Origin of the sequence: Caulobacter sp. 73W, assembly GCF_041021955.1 — a bacterium.
Classification (GTDB): domain Bacteria; phylum Pseudomonadota; class Alphaproteobacteria; order Caulobacterales; family Caulobacteraceae; genus Caulobacter.
Genome location: NZ_CP158375.1, coordinates 3690203 through 3711596, shown reverse-complemented (window position 1 = coordinate 3711596; position 21394 = coordinate 3690203). Strand labels below are relative to the sequence as shown.

General features: G+C 67.2%; 20 protein-coding genes and 1 tRNA gene. 8 read left to right on the top strand and 13 right to left on the bottom strand.

Annotated features, from left to right (window positions below; genetic code table 11):
* Nucleotides 1–4: 4 nt before the first annotated feature.
* The 4 genes from ccoP to ccoN are packed head-to-tail and all read right to left on the bottom strand — an operon-like array spanning nt 5 to nt 3453.
* Nucleotides 5–874: a cytochrome-c oxidase, cbb3-type subunit III gene (gene ccoP, locus ABOZ73_RS17740; protein WP_369059425.1), complete on the bottom strand. Its 870-nt coding sequence runs from the start codon at nt 872–874 to the stop codon at nt 5–7.
* Nucleotides 874–1038, bottom strand: a complete 165-nt coding sequence (locus ABOZ73_RS17735) for a cbb3-type cytochrome c oxidase subunit 3 (RefSeq protein ID WP_369059424.1) — start codon at nt 1036–1038, stop codon at nt 874–876. Before ABOZ73_RS17735 ends, ccoP begins: the two co-directional genes overlap by 1 nt.
* Nucleotides 1035–1778 (bottom strand): cytochrome-c oxidase, cbb3-type subunit II, encoded by a 744-nt coding sequence (ccoO, locus tag ABOZ73_RS17730; RefSeq protein ID WP_369059423.1) that lies wholly within the window; start codon nt 1776–1778, stop codon nt 1035–1037. Before ccoO ends, ABOZ73_RS17735 begins: the two co-directional genes overlap by 4 nt.
* Nucleotides 1779–1785: 7 nt before the next feature.
* Complete coding sequence (gene ccoN, locus ABOZ73_RS17725; protein WP_369059422.1) at nt 1786–3453, bottom strand: cytochrome-c oxidase, cbb3-type subunit I; 1668 nt, start codon at nt 3451–3453, stop codon at nt 1786–1788.
* 122 nt (nt 3454–3575) lie between these two features.
* Here ccoN and ABOZ73_RS17720 point away from each other — a divergent pair, with 122 nt between their 5' ends.
* Both ABOZ73_RS17720 and ABOZ73_RS17715 read left to right on the top strand, forming a co-directional pair.
* Nucleotides 3576–3830 carry a hypothetical protein gene (locus tag ABOZ73_RS17720; protein ID WP_369059421.1) on the top strand — a complete coding sequence of 85 codons (255 nt, stop codon included), beginning with the start codon at nt 3576–3578 and terminating at the stop codon, nt 3828–3830.
* A gap of 361 nt (nt 3831–4191) precedes the next feature.
* A complete protein-coding gene (locus ABOZ73_RS17715; RefSeq protein ID WP_369059420.1) occupies nt 4192–6441 on the top strand; it encodes a TonB-dependent receptor plug domain-containing protein in 2250 nt (749 codons plus the stop codon).
* A gap of 60 nt (nt 6442–6501) precedes the next feature.
* Here ABOZ73_RS17715 and aceB read toward each other — a convergent pair whose 3' ends face one another.
* The 3 genes from aceB to ABOZ73_RS17700 are packed head-to-tail and all read right to left on the bottom strand — an operon-like array spanning nt 6502 to nt 9956.
* Nucleotides 6502–8082: a malate synthase A gene (gene aceB, locus ABOZ73_RS17710; RefSeq protein ID WP_369059419.1), complete on the bottom strand. Its 1581-nt coding sequence runs from the start codon at nt 8080–8082 to the stop codon at nt 6502–6504.
* A gap of 17 nt (nt 8083–8099) precedes the next feature.
* Entirely contained in the window at nt 8100–8324 is a 225-nt protein-coding gene (locus tag ABOZ73_RS17705; protein ID WP_369059418.1) for a hypothetical protein, read from the bottom strand.
* Between the two features lie 12 nt (nt 8325–8336).
* Entirely contained in the window at nt 8337–9956 is a 1620-nt protein-coding gene (locus ABOZ73_RS17700) for an isocitrate lyase (protein WP_369059417.1), read from the bottom strand.
* Nucleotides 9957–10096: 140 nt separating this feature from the next.
* On the opposite strand from ABOZ73_RS17700, the gene ABOZ73_RS17695 reads away from it, so the two are divergent.
* The 4 genes from ABOZ73_RS17695 (at nt 10097) to ABOZ73_RS17680 (ending at nt 15398) form a co-directional block, all read left to right on the top strand.
* The gene (locus tag ABOZ73_RS17695) at nt 10097–11515 is read left to right on the top strand and encodes a short-chain fatty acyl-CoA regulator family protein (protein ID WP_369059416.1); all 1419 of its coding nucleotides are present in this window, start codon (nt 10097–10099) and stop codon (nt 11513–11515) included.
* Between the two features lie 46 nt (nt 11516–11561).
* Entirely contained in the window at nt 11562–11978 is a 417-nt protein-coding gene (locus tag ABOZ73_RS17690) for a hypothetical protein (RefSeq protein WP_369059415.1), read from the top strand.
* Between the two features lie 106 nt (nt 11979–12084).
* On the top strand, nt 12085–14238 hold the full coding sequence (locus ABOZ73_RS17685; protein WP_369059414.1) for a TonB-dependent receptor: 2154 nt from the start codon (nt 12085–12087) through the stop codon (nt 14236–14238).
* A gap of 23 nt (nt 14239–14261) precedes the next feature.
* Nucleotides 14262–15398, top strand: a complete 1137-nt coding sequence (locus tag ABOZ73_RS17680; protein WP_369059413.1) for a PepSY-associated TM helix domain-containing protein — start codon at nt 14262–14264, stop codon at nt 15396–15398.
* A gap of 50 nt (nt 15399–15448) precedes the next feature.
* Here the strand turns inward: ABOZ73_RS17680 and ABOZ73_RS17675 are convergent.
* From ABOZ73_RS17675 to ABOZ73_RS17665, 3 genes are all read right to left on the bottom strand, one after another.
* Nucleotides 15449–15539: transfer RNA gene (locus ABOZ73_RS17675), tRNA-Ser, on the bottom strand.
* Between the two features lie 122 nt (nt 15540–15661).
* Nucleotides 15662–15937, bottom strand: coding sequence for a sel1 repeat family protein (locus tag ABOZ73_RS17670; RefSeq protein ID WP_369059412.1), 276 nt, complete (start codon nt 15935–15937; stop codon nt 15662–15664).
* 108 nt (nt 15938–16045) lie between these two features.
* Nucleotides 16046–16771, bottom strand: coding sequence for a glutathione S-transferase N-terminal domain-containing protein (locus ABOZ73_RS17665; RefSeq protein ID WP_369059411.1), 726 nt, complete (start codon nt 16769–16771; stop codon nt 16046–16048).
* A gap of 163 nt (nt 16772–16934) precedes the next feature.
* Here ABOZ73_RS17665 and ABOZ73_RS17660 point away from each other — a divergent pair, with 163 nt between their 5' ends.
* Nucleotides 16935–17420, top strand: a complete 486-nt coding sequence (locus tag ABOZ73_RS17660) for an RcnB family protein (RefSeq protein ID WP_369059410.1) — start codon at nt 16935–16937, stop codon at nt 17418–17420.
* Between the two features lie 117 nt (nt 17421–17537).
* Here the strand turns inward: ABOZ73_RS17660 and gatB are convergent, their stop codons facing one another.
* From gatB to gatC, 3 genes are read right to left on the bottom strand one after another with little or no spacing between them, the layout of a single operon-like run.
* Nucleotides 17538–19028 (bottom strand): Asp-tRNA(Asn)/Glu-tRNA(Gln) amidotransferase subunit GatB, encoded by a 1491-nt coding sequence (gatB, locus tag ABOZ73_RS17655; protein ID WP_369059409.1) that lies wholly within the window; start codon nt 19026–19028, stop codon nt 17538–17540.
* Nucleotide 19029: 1 nt separating this feature from the next.
* On the bottom strand, nt 19030–20505 hold the full coding sequence (gene gatA / locus ABOZ73_RS17650) for an Asp-tRNA(Asn)/Glu-tRNA(Gln) amidotransferase subunit GatA (protein ID WP_369059408.1): 1476 nt from the start codon (nt 20503–20505) through the stop codon (nt 19030–19032).
* The gene (gene gatC, locus ABOZ73_RS17645) at nt 20502–20789 is read right to left on the bottom strand and encodes an Asp-tRNA(Asn)/Glu-tRNA(Gln) amidotransferase subunit GatC (RefSeq protein ID WP_369059407.1); all 288 of its coding nucleotides are present in this window, start codon (nt 20787–20789) and stop codon (nt 20502–20504) included. The genes gatA and gatC overlap by 4 nt, the downstream gene beginning before the upstream one ends.
* An 83-nt stretch (nt 20790–20872) precedes the next feature.
* Here gatC and ruvX point away from each other — a divergent pair, with 83 nt between their 5' ends.
* On the top strand, nt 20873–21340 hold the full coding sequence (gene ruvX, locus ABOZ73_RS17640; RefSeq protein ID WP_369059406.1) for a Holliday junction resolvase RuvX: 468 nt from the start codon (nt 20873–20875) through the stop codon (nt 21338–21340).
* Nucleotides 21341–21394 lie beyond the last annotated feature (54 nt).

Below are 21394 nucleotides of genomic sequence, written 5' to 3'. Positions count from 1 at the left end.
GCCCTTACTGACCACCCGCATTGGCGTGGATGTAGACGGCCAGCGCCTTGATCGTCTCAGGGCTCAGACGACCGCTCCAGGCGGGCATGACGCCGCCCTTGCCCGAGTGGATCTGCTCGTGGATCAACTCACGGTCGGAACCGTAGAGCCACTCGCTGTCCGTCAGGTCAGGACCGCCGACCGCGACGACGCCGCGACCGTCCGCGCCGTGACAGGCGACACACTGCTCGGCGAAGACCGGAGCGGCGCGCGCCACGGCGGCGGCGTCCGCGGGACGCCCCGACAGTTTGACCACGTACTCGGTCATGTCGTTGATCATCGCCGGCGGCAGCATCTCGTCACGGCCGAAGGCCGGCATCTGGGAGATGCGCGCGTCCGGGTGACCCGATCGGATGCCCACCTTCAGGGTGTGCTCGATGTCCTCCAGCGAACCGCCCCACAGCCACACGTCGTCGCGCAGGTTCGGATAGCCCTTGCCGCCCGTGCCGCCGATGCCGTGGCAGGTGGCGCAGTTGTCGCCGAAGACGGATTGGCCGACCTGTTGCGAATAGGCCTGCAGCTTGGGATCGCTTTCGATCTGCTGGAGGCTGGCCGTGCGCAGCATGGCCGCCCCCTCCCCGCGCTGCATCTCCAAGGCGGTCAGTTCGCGGGCCACGTCGGCCCGGTCGGAGTGGTTGAGCAGGCCCTTGGTGTAGCCGGTCAGACCAGGCCAGGCCGGCATCACCACCCAGTAGGCGATCGCCCAGACGATGCTGCCGTACCAGACCCACAGCCACCAGCGCGGCAGCGGGTTGTCCAGCTCGCGGATGCCGTCCCACTCGTGGCCGGTGGTCTCGACGCCGGTGACTTCGTCAGTTTCGCGTTCGAGCGCCATCAGAGCAGCTCCTCATCATCCAGCGGCATGCGCGCGGCGTGTTGAAATTCGGCCTTCTTGGAAGGCAGCAGGGCGTAGGCGCAGCCGGCGAGGAAGATCAGGCCGAAATAGACCAGCCCCGCCTGCTGGGCGAACCGGGCGACGGTTTCGTAGGAGAGGTTCATCGACGGTTCTCCGGGGCCTGGGCCTTGTAGGAGTTGAAGTCGACCAGCGTGCCGAGCATCTGCAGGTAGGCGATGACGGCGTCCATCTCGGTGATCTTGTTGGGATCGCCGTCGAAGTCGCGGTTGACCACCTTGTCGCCGTAGCGCTTGCGCAGATCGATGGCGTCGGCCGAGTAGGGGTCGGCCTGGGCCTGCAGGTCCTGCTTGGCCTTGGCGATGTCCTCGTCGCTGTAGGGCGCCCCCACCACGCGCAGCGCCCTCATGCGATCGCCGATGTCGTGGTAGTCGAGCTCCTTCTCCGCCAGGAACTTGTAGGGCGGCATGACGGATTCTGGCACGACCGAGCGCGGGTCGATCAGGTGGTCGCGGTGCCAGGCGTCCGAGTACTTCCCGCCCCCGCGCGCCAGGTCGGGGCCCGTGCGCTTGGAGCCCCATTGGAAGGGGTGGTCGTACATGCTCTCGGCCGCCAGGCTGTAGTGGCCGTAGCGCTCGACCTCGTCACGCAGGGGACGAACCATCTGCGAGTGGCAGACGTAGCAGCCCTCGCGGACATAGATGTCGCGCCCGGCCTGTTCGAGCGGGGTGTAGGGACGAACGCCCTCCACCTTCTCGACCGTGCTCTTCAGCCAGAATAGCGGAGCGATCTCCACAAGGCCGCCGATCGAGACGACCACGACGATGCCGAGGACGAGCAGCAGCGAATGCCGTTCGAACTTGGCGTGGTGTTTCCAGTGAGACATCGGAACCTCAGGCGATCGCGTTGGCGGGAATGGTCGACAGGTCGTCGGCCAGTTCAGTCCCAGCCGCTTCAGGGCTGGGGGTCGTGATCGTCTTCCAGATGTTGAAGATCATGATCAGGGCGCCGATCAGGAACATCAGGCCGCCGATGGTGCGGATGACGTTCTCGATATGCTTGGCCGACACCGTCTCGATGAAGCTGTAGGCCAGGAAACCTTCGGGCGTGTATTCGCGCCACATCAGGCCTTCCATGATGCCCGACACCCACATCGCGGCGATGTAGAGAAGGATGCCGGTGGTCGCGATCCAGAAGTGCCACTCGATCAGCTTGTTCGAGTACATGCCGGGCTTCTTCCAAAGCCAGGGCACCAGGCAGTAGAGCGCGCCGAAGGTGATGAAGCCGTTCCAGCCCAGGGCGCCGGAGTGGACGTGACCGATGGTCCAGTCGGTGTAGTGGCTCAGCGCGTTGACCGCGCGGATCGACATCACCGGGCCTTCGAAGGTGGCCATGCCGTAGAAGGCGATGGCGACGACCATCATGCGGACCACCGGGTCGGTGCGCAGCTTGTCCCACGCCCCCGACAGGGTCATCAGGCCGTTGATCATGCCGCCCCAGGACGGCATCCACAGCATGATCGAGAAGGTCATGCCCAGGGTCTGCGCCCACTGTGGCAGGGCCGTGTAGTGCAGGTGGTGCGGGCCGGCCCAGATGTAGATGAAGATCAGCGACCAGAAGTGCACGATCGACAGGCGATAGCTGTAGACCGGCCGCTCAACGCGCTTGGGCACGAAGTAGTACATCATGGCCAGGAAGCCGGCGGTCAGGAAGAAGCCGACGGCGTTGTGGCCGTACCACCACTGGGTCAGGGCGTCCTGGACCCCGGCGAAGACGCCGTAGGAACGGTGGTTCAGCAGGCCGACCGGAACGCCGGCGTTGTTGACCAGGTGCAGCAGGGCGATGGTGACGATGAACGCCAGGTAGAACCAGTTGGCCACATAGATATGCGGCTCCTTGCGCTTCCAGATCGTGCCCAGGAACACCAGCAGATAGGCGACCCAGACGATGGTCAGCCACAGGTCGGTGTACCACTGGGGCTCGGCGTATTCCTTGCCCTGGGTCGCGCCCATCAGATAGCCGGTCGCGGCCAGCACGATGAACAGCTGGTAGCCCCAAAACACGAACCACGGCGCGATGCCGCCCGCCAGACGCGCCTTGCAGGTGCGCTGGACGACCCAGAAGGACGTCGCGATCAGGGCGTTGCCGCCGAACGCGAAGATCACCGCCGAGGTGTGCAGCGGCCGCAGGCGGCCGAAGTTCAGGAAGCCCAGTTCAGGGAAATAGAAGATCCGCGGCCAGGACAGCTGCGCGGCGATGACCACCCCCGCCAGCAGGCCGGCGGCGGCCCAGAACATGGTGGCGATGACGCCCGCCTTGATGACGTTGTCCGAGTACTTGTTGGGCGCGTCGATCAGCGTGCCGCCCGACAGCTTCGCGTTCAGCACGAAGGCGGCGATCACGCCGGCCAGGGTGATCGTCTCGAACTGCAGGCGGAAGATAGGATCGGTGCTTACGCCCGCGCCTATGATCGCCAGGATGGCTCCGACAACGGAGAAGACGAGTAGTGTTGCCGAACCGGCGGGTGGGCCGGCGTTGGCTTTGATGGGCGGGGCGGACATTCGGACTCCGTTGAGCGAACCTCACCGCCGAGTCTCATGATGGCCCCCAACCCACATTGATCCTTGTCAAAGCCGAGCTCGGCCCACTGGTGAATGTAGGGGCGTCCTCCTGGGAGTCCCCAATGCCGGCGATCCACGCCCAACTTCCCCGCCAGCTCACCCCGTGGTTCGCCACCGCGTCGGTCGTCAGCTGGACCGTCGCGTTCTGGCAGGCCGCGCCGCGCCTGATGGCGGGACCGCTGTGCGCCTCGCCGCAGGACGCCTTCGCGTTCGCCGGCCATTGCCCCGCCTGCTTCGTCACCGCCGGCTTCACCCTCGCCGCCCTGACCAGCCTGGCGGCTGAGTTCCGGTTCGGCAAAGCCGGCCCCGCCGCCTAGCGCCTGCGCCTCAGCGCGCCGCTCTGCCTCCCCGAAATGCAGTCCTCGTCAGGCGACGCGCAATCCGCGCGTGCGCCCGACTTGCCATGCCCACGTCGGTTGACATCGGCTCAATCCCAGAAATAGGACGTTATAACATAACAGAATCATTCTGGGGGCATCAGTCGTGCGTCGTTTCATCGTCAGTGGGTTTGCAGCAGCGTCCTTGATCAGCGGGGCCGCGGGAGCCTCAGCCCAGGACGCTCGGGAAGTTTCGCGCGCGACGGGTCGCCCGCAAGCGGCGTCCGCACCCGATGAGGAAGGCGATGTCGACGCCCTCGTCGTCACCGGTTCGCTGATCCGCAGCCTGCCGAAGGAGTACATGGCCAGCCCCCTCTTCACCCATGGCCAGGCCGACATCGTCCACTCCGGCGCGGGTTCGGTGTCGGAGTACATGCTGACCATCCCGCAGAACTTCACGGGTGATCTGAGCGACTTCGGCAGCAGCGCCGCGCAGGTCGGCTCCACCTTGGGGCGGGGCACGGCCTACAACCAGTTCGACGGCTTCGCGAGCTTCTCTCTGCGAGGCCTGGCGTCCGATGCGACCCTGACCTTGCTGAACGGCCGTCGCCTGCCGGCGGTCGGCATGGTCGAAGCACCGACCGTCTCGGTCATCCCCTCGGCGCTCATCAAGCGCATCGACATCATCCCGGACGGGGCTTCGGCTACATATGGCGCGGACGCGGTGGCCGGGGTGGTCAACATCGTCACCCGCGACGCGCCCGACGGCGTCGAGGTCCGCCTGCGCGGCTCGGCCACAACCCAGACCGGCGCGGGCAACTGGGAGGCCAGCGTGCTGGGCGGCCAATCCTGGGACAGCGGCGAGGTCTACGGCATGGCCATGTACCAGTCGCGCTCGCCCTTCGTGGACGAGCCGATCATGGTCTCTGGCCACGAGCTGCAGATCACCCAGCTGCCGGGTGAGGATCTTGGCGGGCTCTATGCCGGCTTCAAGCAGCGGTTCGGCCACTTCACCATCTGGTCCGACGCCTCGACCTTCCAGCGCGACCGCGACGCCCGCCAGATCTATGTCGATGAGCCGCGGAGCAATCGCCACTTCAAGGCCATGACGAGCGGCTACTCCGTCTACAACGGCGCGCGCTGGCAGGGCGAAGGCGCGACCTCCATCGACCTGAACCTCGACTACCACCGCAACCGCAGCAAGAGCCAAGCCTTCACGGGTCCTCGCCTGGCCAGCGCCCGGCGCTACACCAACACGCTGTTCGTCGCCGACCTCACCGGCCAGACCGCCCTCTTCACCCTGCCGGCCGGCCCGGTCCTGGCCGCCGGCGGCGCGCAGTTCCGATCCGAGAAGCTGTGGACGGACGCGACGATCTTCTTCAACCGCAACGGCGCGACGCGGAAGGTGAAGTCGGTCTTTGGCGAGTTGAACGTCCCCGTCATCGGGCCAGAGCAGAACCTCCCGCTCATGCGGGCGCTGACCCTGTCCGCCGCCGCCCGCTACGAGGACATCGGCGCCGACGAGGCCCTGGCTCCGAAGATCGGGCTGCGCTGGCAGATCGACCGCTCCCTGGCCCTTCGCGGGACCTATGCGCGCTCGTTCCTTGTGCCGCGCTTCCGGGACACCATCGGCATCGCCGAGCAGGTCAGCTTCTGGGATAATCGGTACGGATTTCTCAACCCCGCGGATCAGAACCCCGCCCTGGCCGCGGGCAACGCCGTGGTTCTGTACCGGGCCGGCGCCAATCCCGATCTTCGCACCCAGGACGCCGACACGTTCACGGTCGGCTTCGACTATGCCCCCAGCTTTGCGCCCGGCCTGATGGTCAAGGCCAACTACTACCGGATCAAGATATCCGGCCGGGTGGGCGTCCCCTCGCAAGACGACGCCGCGATGCTGAAGGACATGCAGGTCTTCAATGTCGCCAAGCCGAGTCTGGAGCAGGTGCGGCAGGTCGTGAACAACCCCGCCGTCTTCCGCCGCTTCTCATCCAACCTGCCTTTCGTGGCCGGCGGAGAGCTGGTCCTGTACGACAACGCTGCGGCCGTGCCGCTGGACATCCTGTCCCAGGTGCAGGTGATCGCCGACATTCGGGCGCAGAACTTCGGCGTCGAATCCACCGACGGTTTCGATTTCGACCTCGCCTATGACAGGCCGCTGTTCGATGGCCAGGCCAGTTTCAAGATCACCGGCCAGTACATCCTCAACCTGGATCTGAAGGCGCCGGGCGGCGAAGCCATCTCTCGCCTCGACGGCTACGCCCAGCCCTCCGACCTGCGCCTCAACGGCACGGCCCTCTGGGGACGCGACGGCTTCTCGGTCGGCGCGGTGGTGAACTATGTGGACGGCTTCACCGACAATCGCGCCGGCCGCACACCGCGCAAGCTCGGCTCCTTCACGACCACCGCCCTGTTCGTCGGTTTCGATCTGGGCGTCCGGTCAAACAAGCCCTGGCTTGCCGACAGCGAGCTTCAGATCGTCGTTGCCAACGCCTTCACCCAAAGGCCGCCGACCGTGGTCGACGGCGTTCTGGGCTTTGATCCCTTCAACAACCCGCCCAGCCCCCGCACGGTCAGCGTGGTCTTGACCAAGCGGTTCGGCGGCGCCTGACGACGGAAAGGCCAACTCGGAAAAGGACGGGAGCAGCGCCGCCGCTCCCGTCGCGTCCGCTCAGACGATCAGTTCATAGGCCGGCAGGGTCAGGAACTCTTCCAGTTCCTCCGCCAGCACCATCCGCGAGAAGAGGTCGACCGCCGCGTCCAGGCGCTCCGACTTGAAGCGGGCCTGGATCTCGGCGACCTCTTCGGCCAGCAGCTGGTCGAACAGGGCCCGGTCGATCAGGCGGCCGTCGTCCAGCCGCGCGCCCAGGCGCACCCACTGCCACAGCTGCGTGCGGCAGATCTCGGCCGTCGCCGCATCCTCCATCAGGTTGTACAGCGGCACGGCGCCCCGCCCGGCCAGCCAGGCTTCGGTATAGCGGACGCCGACCCGGATGCTCTCGCGCACGCCGGCTTCGGAACGCTGCCCGTCGTGGAGCTGCAGCATCTCCTGCTGGCTGATGCGCACGTCCTCCAGCTTGCGGTCCAGTTGGTTGGGCTGCGGCATCACGCGGTCGAACACCTCCAGGGCGACCGGAACCAGGTCCGGATGCGCCACCCAGGTGCCGTCGTGGCCGGCGTTGGCCTCACGCTCCTTGTCGGCCCGCACGCGATCGAAGGCGGCGGCGTTGGCGGCCGGGTCGTCCTTGACCGGAATCTGGGCCGCCATGCCGCCCATGGCGAAGGCGCCGCGGCGGTGGCAGGTCTGGATCAGCTTCAGCGAATAGGCGCCGAGGAACGCCTTGCCCATGACCATGGCCGACCGGTCGGGGGTCAGGAATTCGGCCCGCCGCCCCAGGCGCTTGATGAACGAGAAGATGTAGTCCCAGCGGCCGCAATTCAGACCGGCGGCATGCTCGCGCAGTTCATAGAGGATCTCGTCCATCTCGAACGCCGCGGGGATGGTCTCGATCAGCACGGTGGCCTTGATCGAACCCTGCGGGATGTCGAGCGCCTGCTGGGCGTGGACGAAGACGTCGTTCCACAGCCGCGCCTCGAGATGGCTCTCCAGCTTGGGCAGATAGAAGTAAGGCCCCGAACCCTGCGCCAGAGCGGCGTGGGCGTTGTGGAAGACGTAGAGCCCGAAGTCGAACAGCGCGCCGCTGACAGCCTCGCCATCCACCTCCATGTGCCGCTCCGGCAGGTGCCAGCCGCGCGGCCGCACCAGCAGGACGGCCGGGTTCGCCCCCAGGGCGTAGGACTTGCCCGACTTCGGATCGGTGTGGGACAGCGAGCCGGCCCAGCGATCCTTCAGGTTCACCTGGCCGGAGACGACGTTGTCCCAGGTCGGCGCCGTGGCGTCCTCGAAGTCGGCCATGAACACCTTCGCGCCGCTGTTCAGCGCGTTGATGATCATCTTGCGGTCGACCGGCCCGGTGATCTCCACCCGACGGTCCAGCAGGTCGGCCGGCAGCGGGGCGACCACCCAGTCCGCCGCCCGCACCTCGGCCGTCTCCGCCAGGAAGTCCGGCAGCTCGCCCGCGTCGAAGCGGGCCTGACGGGCCTGGCGGGCCTCCAGCAGCGCCTTGCGCCGCGCGTTGAAGCGGCGGTGAAGGTCAGCCACGAAGCTGATCGCTTCGGGCGTGAGCACTTCGGCGGCGCGGCCTTCGACGGGGCCGACGATTTGATGATGGGCGGCGTGGTCCAGGGGCATTCTTGGCTCTCCGAAGATCAGGACGCGGCGGTCGCGCCACGAACGGTCGGGACGATCTGGTCGCCCCAGTTGCCCGCTCCGTCGTGGATGCGGGAGGTCCGCACCAGTTCGACGGAATAGCCTGCTTCCGTGGCGCGGCGAACCGCTTCGTTGAGGCGGTGGACCGCCTCGGCGACGCGGTGGACGGCGCGCTGCTCGTCGCTGGAATCAGGCATCGGCGTGGGGGAAAATTGCAGTTCCATGGTGCGTGCTCCCTACTCTGCTGCGAACTGGTTCATGGTGTTGCCGTGGCCGCCGGCCTTCAGGGCGCGCTCGCCGGCGACCATCTCCTTGAAGGTGTCGCCGAGGTCCGAGCCGACCTCGTGCTGGTGCTTCACGGCCGAGACGCCCCGACGGATTTCCTCGCGCTGGACCGAGTTGACGTAGGCCTTCATGCGATCCTCGCCGAAGTACCCGCGCGACAGCTCGTCCATGCTCTTGGCCGTCAGGTGGAAGGTCGGCAGGGTGATCAGGTTGTGGAACACCCCGGCCCGGGCGGCGATGTCGACCTGGAAGCGGGCCAGGCGTTCGTCCGCCTCGCGGCCCAGGTCCGTGCCGTCGAATTCCGCCGACATCAGGGACGCGCCCTCGGGATAGCTGTCCGGATGGATCTTGCCCTCGGCCACCCACTGGGCGCGGACCTGGTTGCGCAGGTTCAGGGTCCAGTTGAACGACGGCGAGTTGTTGTAGGTCAGCTTGGCGTTCGGAACGGCCTGGCGGATCTCCGCGACCATGGCCGCGATCTCGTCGACGTTCGGCGTGTCGGTCTCGATCCACAGCAGGTCAGCGCCGCCCTCGGTCAGCGACGCGATGCAGTCCTCGACCACGCGGGCGCGGCCCGAGCCTTCCTGGAAGGCGAACAGCCCGTTGGGCATGCGCACCGGCCGGACGAAGTCGCCGTCCTTGTAGATCGCCAGCTCACCCTCGCGCAGAGGGGCATCCGTGGTGATCGGTTCGGTCTTCAGCCACTTGATGTAGTCGGCGGCCAGGTCGCCTTCGGACTGGCTGACCGGCACCTTCTGGGTCAGGCCCGCGCCCAGGCTGTCGGTGCGGGCGACGATGACGCCGTCGTCGACGCCCAGCTCCTCGAAGGCCAGGCGGCAGGCGCGCAGCTTCTCGATGAAGTCCTCGCGCGGGACCGTGACCTTGCCGTCCTGGTGGCCGCATTGCTTGGCGTCCGAGACCTGGTTCTCGATCTGCAGGCAGCAGGCGCCGGCCTTGATCATCTCCTTGGCCAGAAGATAGGTCGCGTGCTCGTTGCCGAAGCCGGCGTCGATGTCGGCGATGATCGGGACGACGTGGGTCTCGAAGTTGTCGATGGCCTTGATCGCCGCCTGCTGGGCGACGGCGTCGCCGTCCTCCCGCGCCTGCTTCAGGGCCTTGAACAGGTCGTTGACCGCGACCTCGTCGGCCTGGCGCAGCGAGACGTAGATCTCCTCGATCAGATCGACGACCGAGGTCTTCTCGTGCATCGACTGGTCCGGCAGGTGGCCGAAGCGATTGCGCAGGCCGGCGACCATCCAGCCGGACAGATAGACATAAGCCCCCTTGGTCGTGCCGCGCAGGCGCTTGACCGACTTGATCATCTGCTGGGCGTGGAAGCCCGACCAGCAGCCCAGCGACTGGGTGAACTTCGACGAGTCCGCGTCATAGGCCGCCATGTCCGCCCGCATGACCGGGGCCATGGCCCGCGCGATGTCCAGGTGCGTGGGGAAGGTGTTCTGCAGGCGCAGCTGGATGATGTCGTCGATCGCGACGCCGCCCGGCGTCACGGCCGACGGATAGCGGCGAAGCAGTTCATCGCGGTGCTCGGCATAGGTTTTGCGCGTCGTCATCTCGTCGTCCCTTGCTGGCGCTCAAGGCGGCCTCTTGTGGACACGACCTTGGCGAGACGGACGGCGGCTGGCGAACCTATTGAAGCCAACTAGAAATGATTTTACTCTGTCACTAGTGTAAATTCTTTACACGGTGACACATGGCCGGCGACAAGAAACTCTTCCTCGGCGGACGACTGCGCAGACTGCGCCGCGACCTCGGCCTGACCCAGGCCGCGACGGCGGAACAGCTGGGCGTCTCCGCCAGCTACCTGAACCTGCTGGAGCGCAACCAGCGGCCGGTCACCGCCCAGGTTCTGCTGCGGCTGGCCGAGGCGTTCGACATCGACCTGCGCTCCCTGTCGGCGGACGATCCCGGCGGCGGCGCGGGGCTGGAGGAGGTGTTCTCCGACAGCATGTTCGCCGACCTCCGCGTCAGCCGGCACGACATCGCCGAACTGCTCGAGGCCTCGCCCGACGTGGCCGAGGCGATCATGCGCCTCTATCGCGGCTATCTGGATCGCGGCCGGCTCATCGACCTGGGCGCGGTGGAGCGCAACGGCGAGACCGTCGCCGGCGCCTCGCAGCCCACCGACTGGGTCCGCGACCTGGCCGCCTCCCACCGCAACTATTTCGAGGAACTGGAAGCCGCCGCCGAGGCGATCAGCAAGACGCTGGCGGCGGAGCCCCACGACCTCGCCGCTTCCCTGCGCCAGCGGCTGCAGCAGGAGCATCGCGTCCAGACCAAGGTCATGCCGGCCGAGGTGATGAGCGCCTCGCTGCGCCGCTACGACCACCACCGCAAACGCCTGATGGTGTCGGAGACCCTGTCCTCGGCCAGCCGCACCTTCGCCATGGCCTATCAGTTGGGACTGCTGGAGCACGGCGCCGAGCTCAACGCCATGGCCGATCGCTTCAGCCCGCCGGACCGCGCCACGCGCCAGCTGCTGAAGGTCTTCCTGGCCAACTATCTGGCCGCCGCGATCATGACCCCCTACGCCCCTTTCCTGGAGGCGATGGAAACCAGCGGCTACGACATCGAACGGGTCCGCGCCCGGTTCGGCATCAGCTTCGAACAGGCCGCCCAGCGGCTGACAACCCTGGGCCGCGCCGGCAGCCGGGGCGTGCCGTTCTTCATGGTCCGCGTCGATGCGGCGGGAAACATCTCCAAGCGGTTCGCAGCCGGCGCCTTTCCCTTCTCGCGGTTCGGCGGCACCTGCCCGCGCTGGAACGTCCACGACAGCTTCAAGACCCCGGGCCGCACGATCACCCAGATCATCGAGACCCCGGACGGCGAGCGCTATTTCACCCTGGCCCGCACCGTGCGCCGGGTGGCCGGCCTGCATTCCGGCCAGGAGGACGAGCTGGCCATCGGTCTGGGATGCGAGCTGAAATACGCCTCGAAGCTGGTCCATGCGCGCGGCCTCGACCTCGCCGGCCCGACGGTGACGGAGGTCGGCCCCGCCTGCCGGATCTGTGAGCGTCCGGTCTGCCCGCAGCGCGCCGCCGCGCCGATCAACCGCACCCTGCTGGTCGACGAGATGAACAAGCCCGTCTCCCCGTTCGCGTTCATCACCTGAGCGCACGGGACGTGACTTGCGGCTCGGCTTGCGTTAGCAGCGCCGCGTGACCAATCGCGGAATCCCTGCCGGACTCCTCTGGCGCCACGTCTGCCTGACGCTGGCGATGATCGCGGTTGCGCTGAAGATCACCATCCCGGCCGGGATGATGATCTCGACCGAGCCTCGGAACGAGCTGCCCTTCCCGCTGGTGATCTGTACCGGCCATGGGGCCCTTACCATTGATCCGGGCGCGGTCGTCGATCTGGGCGACGACCAGGGCGACGACGCCAAGCTCAAGCACCAGCCGCCCTGCTTGTTCGCGGGCCAGGGCGCGGCCGCTGAAGCCCCAGCCCTCGTCGGCGTCGCGCCCGTCGAACGCCTGGCCTTCGCCAGCGCCCCCCGGCCGCGGAGCCCGCCGTCTCTCCCGGACGCGGCCTTTCCGGCCCGCCCCTGCCCGCCCGCGGGCCTCCTTCCCGACTGATCTGAGCCCAGGCGCGCGAGCCGCGTCTGAACCCGCAAGCCGAACCACGGCTTGCTGGGGTCGTTGCCTGTTCAGTCACGGCGCCGCGTGCGCCGAAGGATCCGCTATGAAATCCCTTCTGCTTGCTTCCAGCGCCCTGATCGGCGCTGCTCTCCCCGCCGTCTGCCACGCTGATGCGCTCGGCGACGCGCCCACCTCGGTCGAGGGCGTCATCGTCACCGGCCGCCAGATGCAGACCAAGGCCGAGGTCACCGGCCGCCTGGGCCTCACCGAACGCGAGACCCCCGCTGCCATCGACGTCCTCACCCAAGAGGACTTCCAGATCCAGGGCCTGCGCAGCGCCATCGAGGCGATGAACGCCGCCCCCGGCGTCGCCTCGGGCAACCTGCCCGGCTCGGTCGGCTCGGTGTCCATGCGCGGTTTCCACCGCGCGGTGAACTACCTCTATGACGGCGTTCGCATGCCCAACTCCGACGTCGGGGTGCGCAACTGGGACGCCTGGTCGTTCGAGCGGGTCGAGGTGATCAAGGGCCCGGCCTCGGTGACGTCGGGCGAAGGCGCCCTAGCCGGCGCCATCAACTTCGTCCCGCGTCGCCCCGTGCTGGGCAAGATGTTCGGCGAGGTCTTCGGCAGCGTCGGCAGCCTCGATACCTATCGCATCGCCGGGGACCTCAACGCCCCGATCGGCGACCGCGCCGCCGTCCGCGCCGACCTCGTCTATTCCCGATCGGACGGCTGGGTCGACGACACGGCGTCAAACAGCTTCGGCGCCAATGTCGCGGTGCTTCTGAAGCCTTCCGACCGCCTGTCGGTGACGCTGTCGGCGGACTATTTCGAGGACGAGTTCTCCAGCGCCTATTACGGCACGCCGCTGGTGCCCGCCGCCAGGGACCAGCGCCCGACCGACCTGGTCTCGGGCTCCGCCGGCCTGGTGTTCGATAAGGCCCTTCGCGACCGCAACTACGACGTCGAGGACGGCCTCATGGATTCGCGGTCGGTCTGGCTGCGGGCCCGGGCGGAGCATCAGCTCAACGACGCCTGGCGGATCGTCAGCGACACCAGCTGGTACGATTCCGACCGGCAGTGGCGCGACTCCGACGACTACAGCTTCAACGCCGCCACGGGCCGTATCGACCGCCTCACCTCGCTGATCGACCACGACCATCAGGTCTGGAACCAGCGCCTTCACGCCGCCTATGACGGGACGCTGGCGGGACGCCGCAACCGGTTCACCCTGGGCGTCGAGTTCAGCGGAACGGACTTCTTCACCGTCCGGCGCTTCGGGACCACGACGTCAGTCGACCCCTACGCCCCGGCGCGCGGCCCGTTCCCAGCCGACACCCCGGCCAACTTCGCCACCCGCCAGGATGTGTGGGCCGATGTGAAGTCGCGCGCGGTGTTCGTCGAGGACGCTTTCAACCTGACGCCGAAGCTGCTGCTGGTCGCCGGCGCCCGCGTGGACGACTTCAGCCTGGACCGCCGCGTGCTCAGCGTCATCAGCGGCGCCGCCTCCACCTACGCCCAGGACTATGACCCTGTCTCCTGGCGCGTCGGGGCGGTCTACAGCCTGCGCCCCAAGACCCAGGTCTATGGCCAGTTCACCCGCGCCGCGACCCCGATCAGCGGCCTGCTGTTCATGAGCGCGGCCAACGCCGCCTTCGACGTCAGCATGGGCAAGTCCTACGAGATCGGCTTCAAGACCCTGGCCCTGGACGACCGGCTGCAGATCACCGCCTCGGTGTTCGACATCCGCCAGGACGACATCCTGACCCGCGATCCCTCCAACCCGGCGATCACCATCCAGGGCGGCAGCCAGACCTCGCGCGGGGTCGAACTGTCGCTGGACTGGGCGGTCACCGACGAATGGCGGGTCGAGCTCGGCGCCACCGCGATGGAGGCCGAGTTCGATGAACTGATCGAGGCCGGCGGCGCCGACCGATCCGGCAATCGGCCGCCCAACGTGCCAGAACGCCTGGCCGACCTAGTGGTCACCTATGCGCCCAACTCGCTTCCCCTGACGTTCACCGGAGCGCTTCGCCACAACGGCGCCTTCTACACGTCGAACGCCAACACGGTGAAGGTGGACGCCTTCACCGTGCTCGACGCCTCTGTCAGCTGGGACGCGGCCTTCGGAACGCTCACCCTGCGCGGCCGCAATCTGGCCGACACGCTCTACGCCGACTGGTCGGGCTATTCGTCCTATCTCGTCTTCGTCGGCGCGCCGCGCACCGTCGAACTGTCGCTGTCGCGCAAGTTCTGACGATCAGACGAGGGGGCCGGGGCATGAACCAGAAAGTTCGATCGATCCTTCGACAGGTTCACCTGTGGCTGGGGCTCATCCTCGGCCTGCCGTTCGTGGTGATCGCCTTCACGGGCTCGCTGCTGGTCTTCTACATCGAGATCGACAGCCTGCTTCACCCGGGCATTCGCGGCCAGACGGACCAGTCGGCCCCCGGCTGGTCCTCCCCCGTCTGGGATGAGGCGCTCAGGACGGTCCAGGCCAAATGGCCGGGCGAGACCGGCAAGTGGTCGTTCGAGGTCACCGGAAAGCCGGGCGCCATCCCCGCCCGCTACTATCCGCCGAGCGAAGGACACGACCACCATACCGGCCCCGATCCGCTGATGGTCTGGATCAGCCCTGACGGCCGCCAGGTGCTGCGCGAGGCCGTGTGGGGCGACTACCTCATGACCTTCTTCTACGACGTTCACCGAAACCTGCTGGCGGGAGCGGTCGGCAACATCGTGGTCGGCTGGCTGGGCGTCGCCACCCTGTTCCTGCTGCTGACCGGGCTGGTGGTCTGGTGGCCGCGGGGCAGCTGGCGCAAGGCTATCGCCTACAAGCCCCGCGCCTCGCCGATCCGGCGGCTTTACGACCTGCACAAGCTGATCGGCCTGGGCAGCCTTTTCCTGCTGCTGATCCTGTCCGGCACCGGCGCGCTGCTCGGCCTGCCGGCGGAAAAGAACTGGCTGCTCGACAGGATCATCGCGCCGGTGGTTCCCGTGCCCTCCCCCGCCTCGACCACGGCCAGCGGGACACAGGTCCCCGTCAGCCGTGCGCTCGCCGCCGCCCACGCCGCCCTGCCCGACGCTCGGTTAGCCTGGGTCGATGTCCCCGGCCCAGGCGACGGCGTGTTCCGGGTGCGGGCCCAGGTCCCCGGCGATCCGACCCACCGCTTCCCCTACAGCTTCGTCTTCGTGGACCAGTATTCCGGCACGGTCCTGGCGGTGCACGACGCCCGCAACGGCACGGCCTCGACCACGGTCAGCAACTGGCTACGCCCCTTGCACGACGCATCGGTCGGCGGCCTGGCCACGCGGATTCTGGGAGTGATCGTGGGGTTCGCGCCGCTGGCGCTGTTCACCACCGGGATCCTGCGCTGGCGACGCCGCGGCGACCGCGCCTCATCGCGAGGCGCGTAGACGGCGACTAGCGCCGGTCGAAAAGCTTCTGGATGGAGATTTCCCCAAGCTGGCGGAGACGGAGGGATTCGAACCCTCGATACCCTTTAGAGGTATGTCGCTTTAGCAAAGCGGTGCCTTCAGCCACTCGGCCACGTCTCCCCGCTTGGGGTTGGTCCCGATAGCGTGTTCGCGACGGTGTTGCAACGCGCGCGAGGCGAAAATCGTCTCGTTCACCGCGACAGATGCCGCGGCGGCCATCGGCGGTCAGGTCAGCGGCCCGATCAGGCCTGCTGCAGCCACTCGCGCGCGGCGCGCTGGGCCTCGGCCACCTCGTCGGTGTCCATCTCGGCGCTCAGCTCCTTGCGGTACACCTTGGCTTCCATTGAACCGCGCATGGCGGCCAGATTGAACAGCATGTGCGCCGAAACGTAGTCGAGCGGCGCGCCGCCCTGCCCCGTCGAATAGAGCAGCCCCATCCGGAACAGCTCATCGCCGGTGGATTCCGCGGTCGGCAGAGGAATTTCCCCGACCATTTCCATGTCCATGCTCGCCAGCATGATCCCAGTCCCTTGTTCAGGACGCCCTTCTGGCATCCGTCAGGCTCAGCAAAGACGTGGGTCGCTGAACATAGGGTTAACCGCGGAACACCTTAATCCGTCACGATTCTAGCGCGCTCGCTGGCCGAACAGGACGCTGCGGGCCTGATCGCCGGCCTTGCCGGCGTTCGCCAGGGCCGCATTGCGCAGTTCCGCGCCCAGCTTGTAGCCGGTCTGTACGGCGGCGCGTTCGCCCACCCGCTCGAACCAGGCCTTCAGATGCGAGAACTCGTCGATCTGGATTCCCTGGTTCTTCCAGGGCACGACCCAGGGCCAGGACGCCATGTCGGCGATGGAATAGTCGCCGGCGATGAAGTCCCGATCCGCCAGGCGCTTGTTCAGCACGCCGTACAGGCGGTGCGTCTCGTTGGTGTAGCGGATGGCGCCATAGGCGACCTGCCGCTGGTCTCGGATCATGGCCGGGGCGTACTGGCGGAAATGGTGGGTCTGGCCGGCCATGGGGCCCAGGCCGCCGACCTGCCAGAACAGCCACTGGTCGATCTCGATCTGGTCGCGGGCGTTCGCGCCGTAGAACTGGCCGCTCTTGCGGGCGAGGTACTGCAGGATCGCGCCGGACTCGAAGATCGAGACCGGCTTTCCGTCCGGGCCGTCGGGATCGACGATGGCGGGCATGCGGCCGTTGGGGCTGATGGCCTGGAAGCCGGGTTCGAACTGGTCGCCCTTGCCGATGTTCACCGGGATCATCCGGTAAGGCAGGCCCATCTCCTCCAGGGCGATGGAGATCTTCCAGCCGTTCGGCGTGGGCCAGTAGTGCAGCTCGATCTCGCCAGCCATGCGCGCGCTCCTGATTGTCATGCCGCTTCAACATGGCGATGGCGGCTTTCGCCGCAAGTCCGGTTGCTGACGATCGTGTTCAGGTGGGGTTCAGGCGGCCCTTGCCATTTTGGCGTCATCGAATGACGCGGCCCCCGCCGCCTAGCACAAGGAGAGGTCACCGATGAAAAAGCTGCTGCTGACCCTCGCCGCAGCCGCCGCTGTGGCCGGCCCCATCGCCGTGACGGCGACCGAGGTCGCCGCCCAGCCCCGCTGGGAGCGCGACCGCTGGGACGATCGGCGCGACCGCCGCGAATGGCGTCGTGAATACCGCGATGACCGCCGCAACTACGACCGCGGCTATCGCCAGGGCTACCGCGACAGCGGGCGCTGGGATCGCGGGCGCCACAACGGCTACTACTGGAACAACCGCTTCTTCTACGGCCCGCCGCCGTCGGCCTACTACGGCCGCCCGGGATTCAGCGTGGGCTACTCGTCCTGGCGTCAGGGCGGCTACCTGCCGCCGTACTACCGCGACCACCGCATCTACGACTACGGCCGCTACGGTCTGCGGGCGCCGCCGCGGGGCTACTACTGGTATCAGGCCGGCAACGACTACCTGCTGGCGGCCGCCGCTTCGGGCCTGATCTTCGACATCATCACGAGGTAGTCGAAGTCACCGTTTAGTCTCTGAATTCGCTACGATTCAGTCGTCGAATTCTCTCAAGAAGAACGCCCCGGAGATCGCTCTCCGGGGCGTTTTTACTTGCCTGATGAAGCGGGGAGATCAGAGCCCCAGCTTCGCCTTCAGGATGTCGTTGACGGCGGCCGGATTGGCCTTGCCGCCGGTCTCCTTCATGACCTGGCCGACGAACCAGCCGATGGCCTGCGGCTTTTCCTTCACGGCTTCCGCCTTGTCGGGATTGGCCGCGATCAGCTTGTCCACCGCCGCCTCGATGGCGCCGGTGTCGGTGATCTGGACCAGGCCGTGCTTCTCGACGATCGCGGCCGGAGCCCCCTCGCCCGCCCACATGTGGTCGAACACCGTCCGGGCGATCTTGCCCGAGATGGTGCCGTCCTCGATCAGGGCGACCAGGGCGCCGATGTCCGCGGCGCTGATCGGCGAAGCGGTGATCTCAAGCCCGTCCTTGCCCAGACGGCCCATCAGGTCGTTCAGCGTCCAGTTGGCCACCAGCTTGGCGTCGCGGCCCTTGGCCGCTTCCTCGAAGAAGGCCGCCACGTCGCCGTCCGACGTCAGCACCGAGGCGTCATAGGCCGACAGGCCGTAGTCGCCCATCAGGCGCGCCTTCTTGGCGTCCGGCAGTTCCGGCAGGCCGGCCTCGATCGCCTTCACCCACGCCGGATCGATCTCCAGCGGCAGCAGGTCCGGATCGGGGAAATACCGATAGTCGTGCGCCTCTTCCTTGGAACGCATCGACCGCGTCTCGCCCTTGCCCGGATCGAACAGGCGGGTTTCCTGGTCGATCTTGCCGCCGTCCTCGAGGATTTCGATCTGGCGACGGGCCTCGTAGTTGATGGCCTGCTGGATGAAGCGGTAGCTGTTGACGTTCTTGATCTCGCAGCGCGTGCCGAGATGCTTGAAGCTGCCCGTCTCGCGGAACTTCTCGTAGTCGCCGGGGCGGCAGACCGAGACGTTCACGTCGGCGCGAAGATTGCCCTTCTCCATGTCGCCGTCGCAGGTGCCCAGCGTGACCAGGATGGCGCGCAGCTTCTTCACATAGGCGGCGGCGTCTTCCGGCGAGCGCATGTCCGGCTTGCTGACGATCTCCATCAGCGCCGTGCCCGAGCGGTTCAGGTCGACATAGGTCGCCTTCGGATCCAGGTCGTGGATCGACTTGCCGGCGTCCTGTTCCAGGTGCAGGCGCTCGATGCGCACGGTGAAGCTGGACCCGTCGATACGATCGACGGTCACTTCGCCCTCGCCCACGATCGGGAACTCGAACTGGCTGATCTGGTAGCCCTGCGGCAGGTCCGGATAGAAGTAGTTCTTCCGGTCGAAGCGGCTCTTCAGGTTGATCTGCGCCTTCAGGCCCAGGCCCGTGCGGACCGCCTGCTCGACGCAGAACTTGTTGAGCACTGGCAGCATGCCGGGCATGGCCGCGTCCACGAGCGAGACCTGCTCGTTCGGACCCGCGCCGAAGCCGACGGCCGCGCCGCTGAACAGCTTGGAGTTGGACGCCACCTGGGCGTGGACCTCGAGACCGAGAACGATCTCCCAGTCACCGGTGCGGCCCTTGAGTGTGAAGGTCTCAGTCATCTTACCACCAACGCTCCGCCTTCTTGCCGGCGAAGCCCGCCGCCTTCTCGATCGCGCCGCCGACGCTGAACACCGTGCCTTCGTCCAGGGGACGGCCGATGATCTGCAGGCCAAGCGGCAGGCCCTGGGCGTCCAAACCGGCCGGGACGCTCATGGACGGCAGGCCGGCCAGGTTCGTCGTCACCGTGAAGACGTCGTTCAGGTACATGGCGATCGGGTCATTGCTGTTCTCGCCCAGGCCGAAAGCCGCCGATGGGGCCGTCGGGGTCAGCAGGGCGTCGCACTTTTGCCAGGCCTGCTCAAAGTCGTCGGCGATGCGCCGGCGGACCTTCTGCGCCTTCAGGTAGTAGGCGTCGTAATAGCCCGCGCTCAGCACATAGGTGCCGATCAGGATGCGGCGCTTCACCTCGGCGCCGAAGCCTTCGGCGCGGGTGTTCTCGTAGATTTCGGTGAGGTTGCCGCCCTCGGCCCGCAGGCCGTAACGCATGCCGTCGTAGCGGGCCAGGTTCGAGGACGCCTCGGCCGGAGCCACGATGTAGTAGGCCGGCAGGGCGTACTTGGTGTGCGGCAGGGAGACCTCGACGATCTCGCAGCCGGCTTCCTTCAGCCAGTTGATGCCGTCCTGCCAAAGCTTCTCGATCTCGGCCGGCATGCCGTCGACGCGGTATTCCTTGGGCACGCCGATGCGCAGGCCCTTCACCGACTTGCCGACGAAACTGGCGAAGTCCGGCACCTCGATGTCGAGGCTGGTGGAGTCCTTGGCGTCATGGCCCGACATGGACTTCAGCAGGATGGCGGCGTCCTCGACCGTCTTGGCGATCGGGCCGGCCTGGTCCAGCGAGCTGGCGAAGGCGACCACGCCCCAGCGCGAGCAGCGGCCGTAGGTCGGCTTGATGCCGACCGTGCCGGTGAAGGCGGCGGGCTGGCGGATCGAGCCGCCGGTGTCGGTCGCGGTCGCGCCCAGGCACAGGTCGGCGGCCACGGCCGCGGCCGAACCGCCCGACGAGCCGCCGGGGGTCAGGGACTTGTTGGAGCCCGACAGGCGCCAGGGGTTCACCACCGGACCAAAGGCGCTGGTCTCGTTGGACGAGCCCATGGCGAACTCGTCCATGTTCAGCTTGCCCAGCATGAGCGCGCCGTCACGCCACAGGTTGGACGTCACCGTGCTCTCGTACGGCGGCACGAAGTTCCCCAGGATCTTCGAGCAGGCCGTGGCGCGGACGTCCTTGGTGCAGAACAGGTCCTTGATGCCCAGCGGCGCGCCTTCCAAGGCCCCGCCCTCGCCCTTGGCGAGACGGGCGTCGGAGGCCTCGGCCGAGGCCAGAGCGGCCTCCGGAGTCTCCAGGATGAAAGCGTTCAGCGGACGCGCGGCTTCCACGGCGGCGATGTGCGCCTTGGTCAGCTCCACGGACGAGAATTGCTTGGCCTTCAGACCGTCGAGCGCGGCCTTCAGGGTCAGGGAGGTAAGCGCGGTCATTCCACCACCTTCGGGACGACAAAGAAGCCGTCGACGGACTTCGGAGCATTCTTGGTCACGACAGCGGCGTCGCCGCCGTCGGTCACGGCGTCGGCGCGCAGCGGCAGGGCCTGGGCCACCACCGAGGTCATGGGCTCGACACCATCGGTGTCGACCTCGGCCAGCTGCTCGATCCACTGCATGATGCCGTTCAGCTCCTGGGCGAGCGGCTCGATCCGGTTTTCCGGTTCAGCGATGCGGGCGAGCCGGGCGACCTTGCGGACAGTCGCGGCGTCAATGGCCATGGGCCTCTCCTTGAATTCGAACGGCAGGGGTTACTCGCGGTAACGGCTGGTTTCAAGCGTGCGGATGCCGCTATTACAGAGACATGCCCGTTCTGGACCTAATCGACCTGCCCGCCGCCCTTCCCGCCTACGCGCCGATCATCGGCCTGGATCTGGGGGAGAAGACCATCGGCGTGGCCGTCAGCGACGCCACCCGAACCGTCGCCAGCCCGGTTCAGACGCTCCACAAGGGCAAGTTCACCGACGACGCCAACGCCCTGTTCAAGATCATGGATGGCCGCAACGCCGCGGGAATCGTCATCGGCCTACCGGTGAACATGGACGGGACCGAGGGCGTGCGGTGCCAGTCCAACCGCGCTTTCGCCCGCAATCTGTTCCGCTTCCGCGACCTGCCGATCGCCTTCTGGGACGAGCGGATGTCGACCATGGCCATCAACCGCATGCTGATCGACGAGCATGACGTCACCCGCAAGCGCCGGGGCGAGGTGGTCGACAAGCTGGCGGCCGTCTGGATCCTGCAAGGGGCGCTGGAGCGGCTGCGGGCGGTCTAGATGCGTGCTTCGAGACGCGCCGATGGCGCTCCTCAGCATGACGAGCGTGGGTTG

Coding starts and splice junctions, on each gene's coding strand:
- ccoP (WP_369059425.1), bottom strand. CDS start 874: ATGGCGCTCGAACGCGAAACTGACGAAGTCACCGGCGTCGAGACCACC.
- ABOZ73_RS17735 (WP_369059424.1), bottom strand. CDS start 1,038: ATGAACCTCTCCTACGAAACCGTCGCCCGGTTCGCCCAGCAGGCGGGG.
- ccoO (WP_369059423.1), bottom strand. CDS start 1,778: ATGTCTCACTGGAAACACCACGCCAAGTTCGAACGGCATTCGCTGCTG.
- ccoN (WP_369059422.1), bottom strand. CDS start 3,453: ATGTCCGCCCCGCCCATCAAAGCCAACGCCGGCCCACCCGCCGGTTCG.
- ABOZ73_RS17720 (WP_369059421.1), top strand. CDS start 3,576: ATGCCGGCGATCCACGCCCAACTTCCCCGCCAGCTCACCCCGTGGTTC.
- ABOZ73_RS17715 (WP_369059420.1), top strand. CDS start 4,192: ATGGCCAGCCCCCTCTTCACCCATGGCCAGGCCGACATCGTCCACTCC.
- aceB (WP_369059419.1), bottom strand. CDS start 8,082: ATGCCCCTGGACCACGCCGCCCATCATCAAATCGTCGGCCCCGTCGAA.
- ABOZ73_RS17705 (WP_369059418.1), bottom strand. CDS start 8,324: ATGGAACTGCAATTTTCCCCCACGCCGATGCCTGATTCCAGCGACGAG.
- ABOZ73_RS17700 (WP_369059417.1), bottom strand. CDS start 9,956: ATGACGACGCGCAAAACCTATGCCGAGCACCGCGATGAACTGCTTCGC.
- ABOZ73_RS17695 (WP_369059416.1), top strand. CDS start 10,097: ATGGCCGGCGACAAGAAACTCTTCCTCGGCGGACGACTGCGCAGACTG.
- ABOZ73_RS17685 (WP_369059414.1), top strand. CDS start 12,085: ATGAAATCCCTTCTGCTTGCTTCCAGCGCCCTGATCGGCGCTGCTCTC.
- ABOZ73_RS17680 (WP_369059413.1), top strand. CDS start 14,262: ATGAACCAGAAAGTTCGATCGATCCTTCGACAGGTTCACCTGTGGCTG.
- ABOZ73_RS17670 (WP_369059412.1), bottom strand. CDS start 15,937: ATGCTGGCGAGCATGGACATGGAAATGGTCGGGGAAATTCCTCTGCCG.
- ABOZ73_RS17665 (WP_369059411.1), bottom strand. CDS start 16,771: ATGGCTGGCGAGATCGAGCTGCACTACTGGCCCACGCCGAACGGCTGG.
- ABOZ73_RS17660 (WP_369059410.1), top strand. CDS start 16,935: ATGAAAAAGCTGCTGCTGACCCTCGCCGCAGCCGCCGCTGTGGCCGGC.
- gatB (WP_369059409.1), bottom strand. CDS start 19,028: ATGACTGAGACCTTCACACTCAAGGGCCGCACCGGTGACTGGGAGATC.
- gatA (WP_369059408.1), bottom strand. CDS start 20,505: ATGACCGCGCTTACCTCCCTGACCCTGAAGGCCGCGCTCGACGGTCTG.
- gatC (WP_369059407.1), bottom strand. CDS start 20,789: ATGGCCATTGACGCCGCGACTGTCCGCAAGGTCGCCCGGCTCGCCCGC.
- ruvX (WP_369059406.1), top strand. CDS start 20,873: ATGCCCGTTCTGGACCTAATCGACCTGCCCGCCGCCCTTCCCGCCTAC.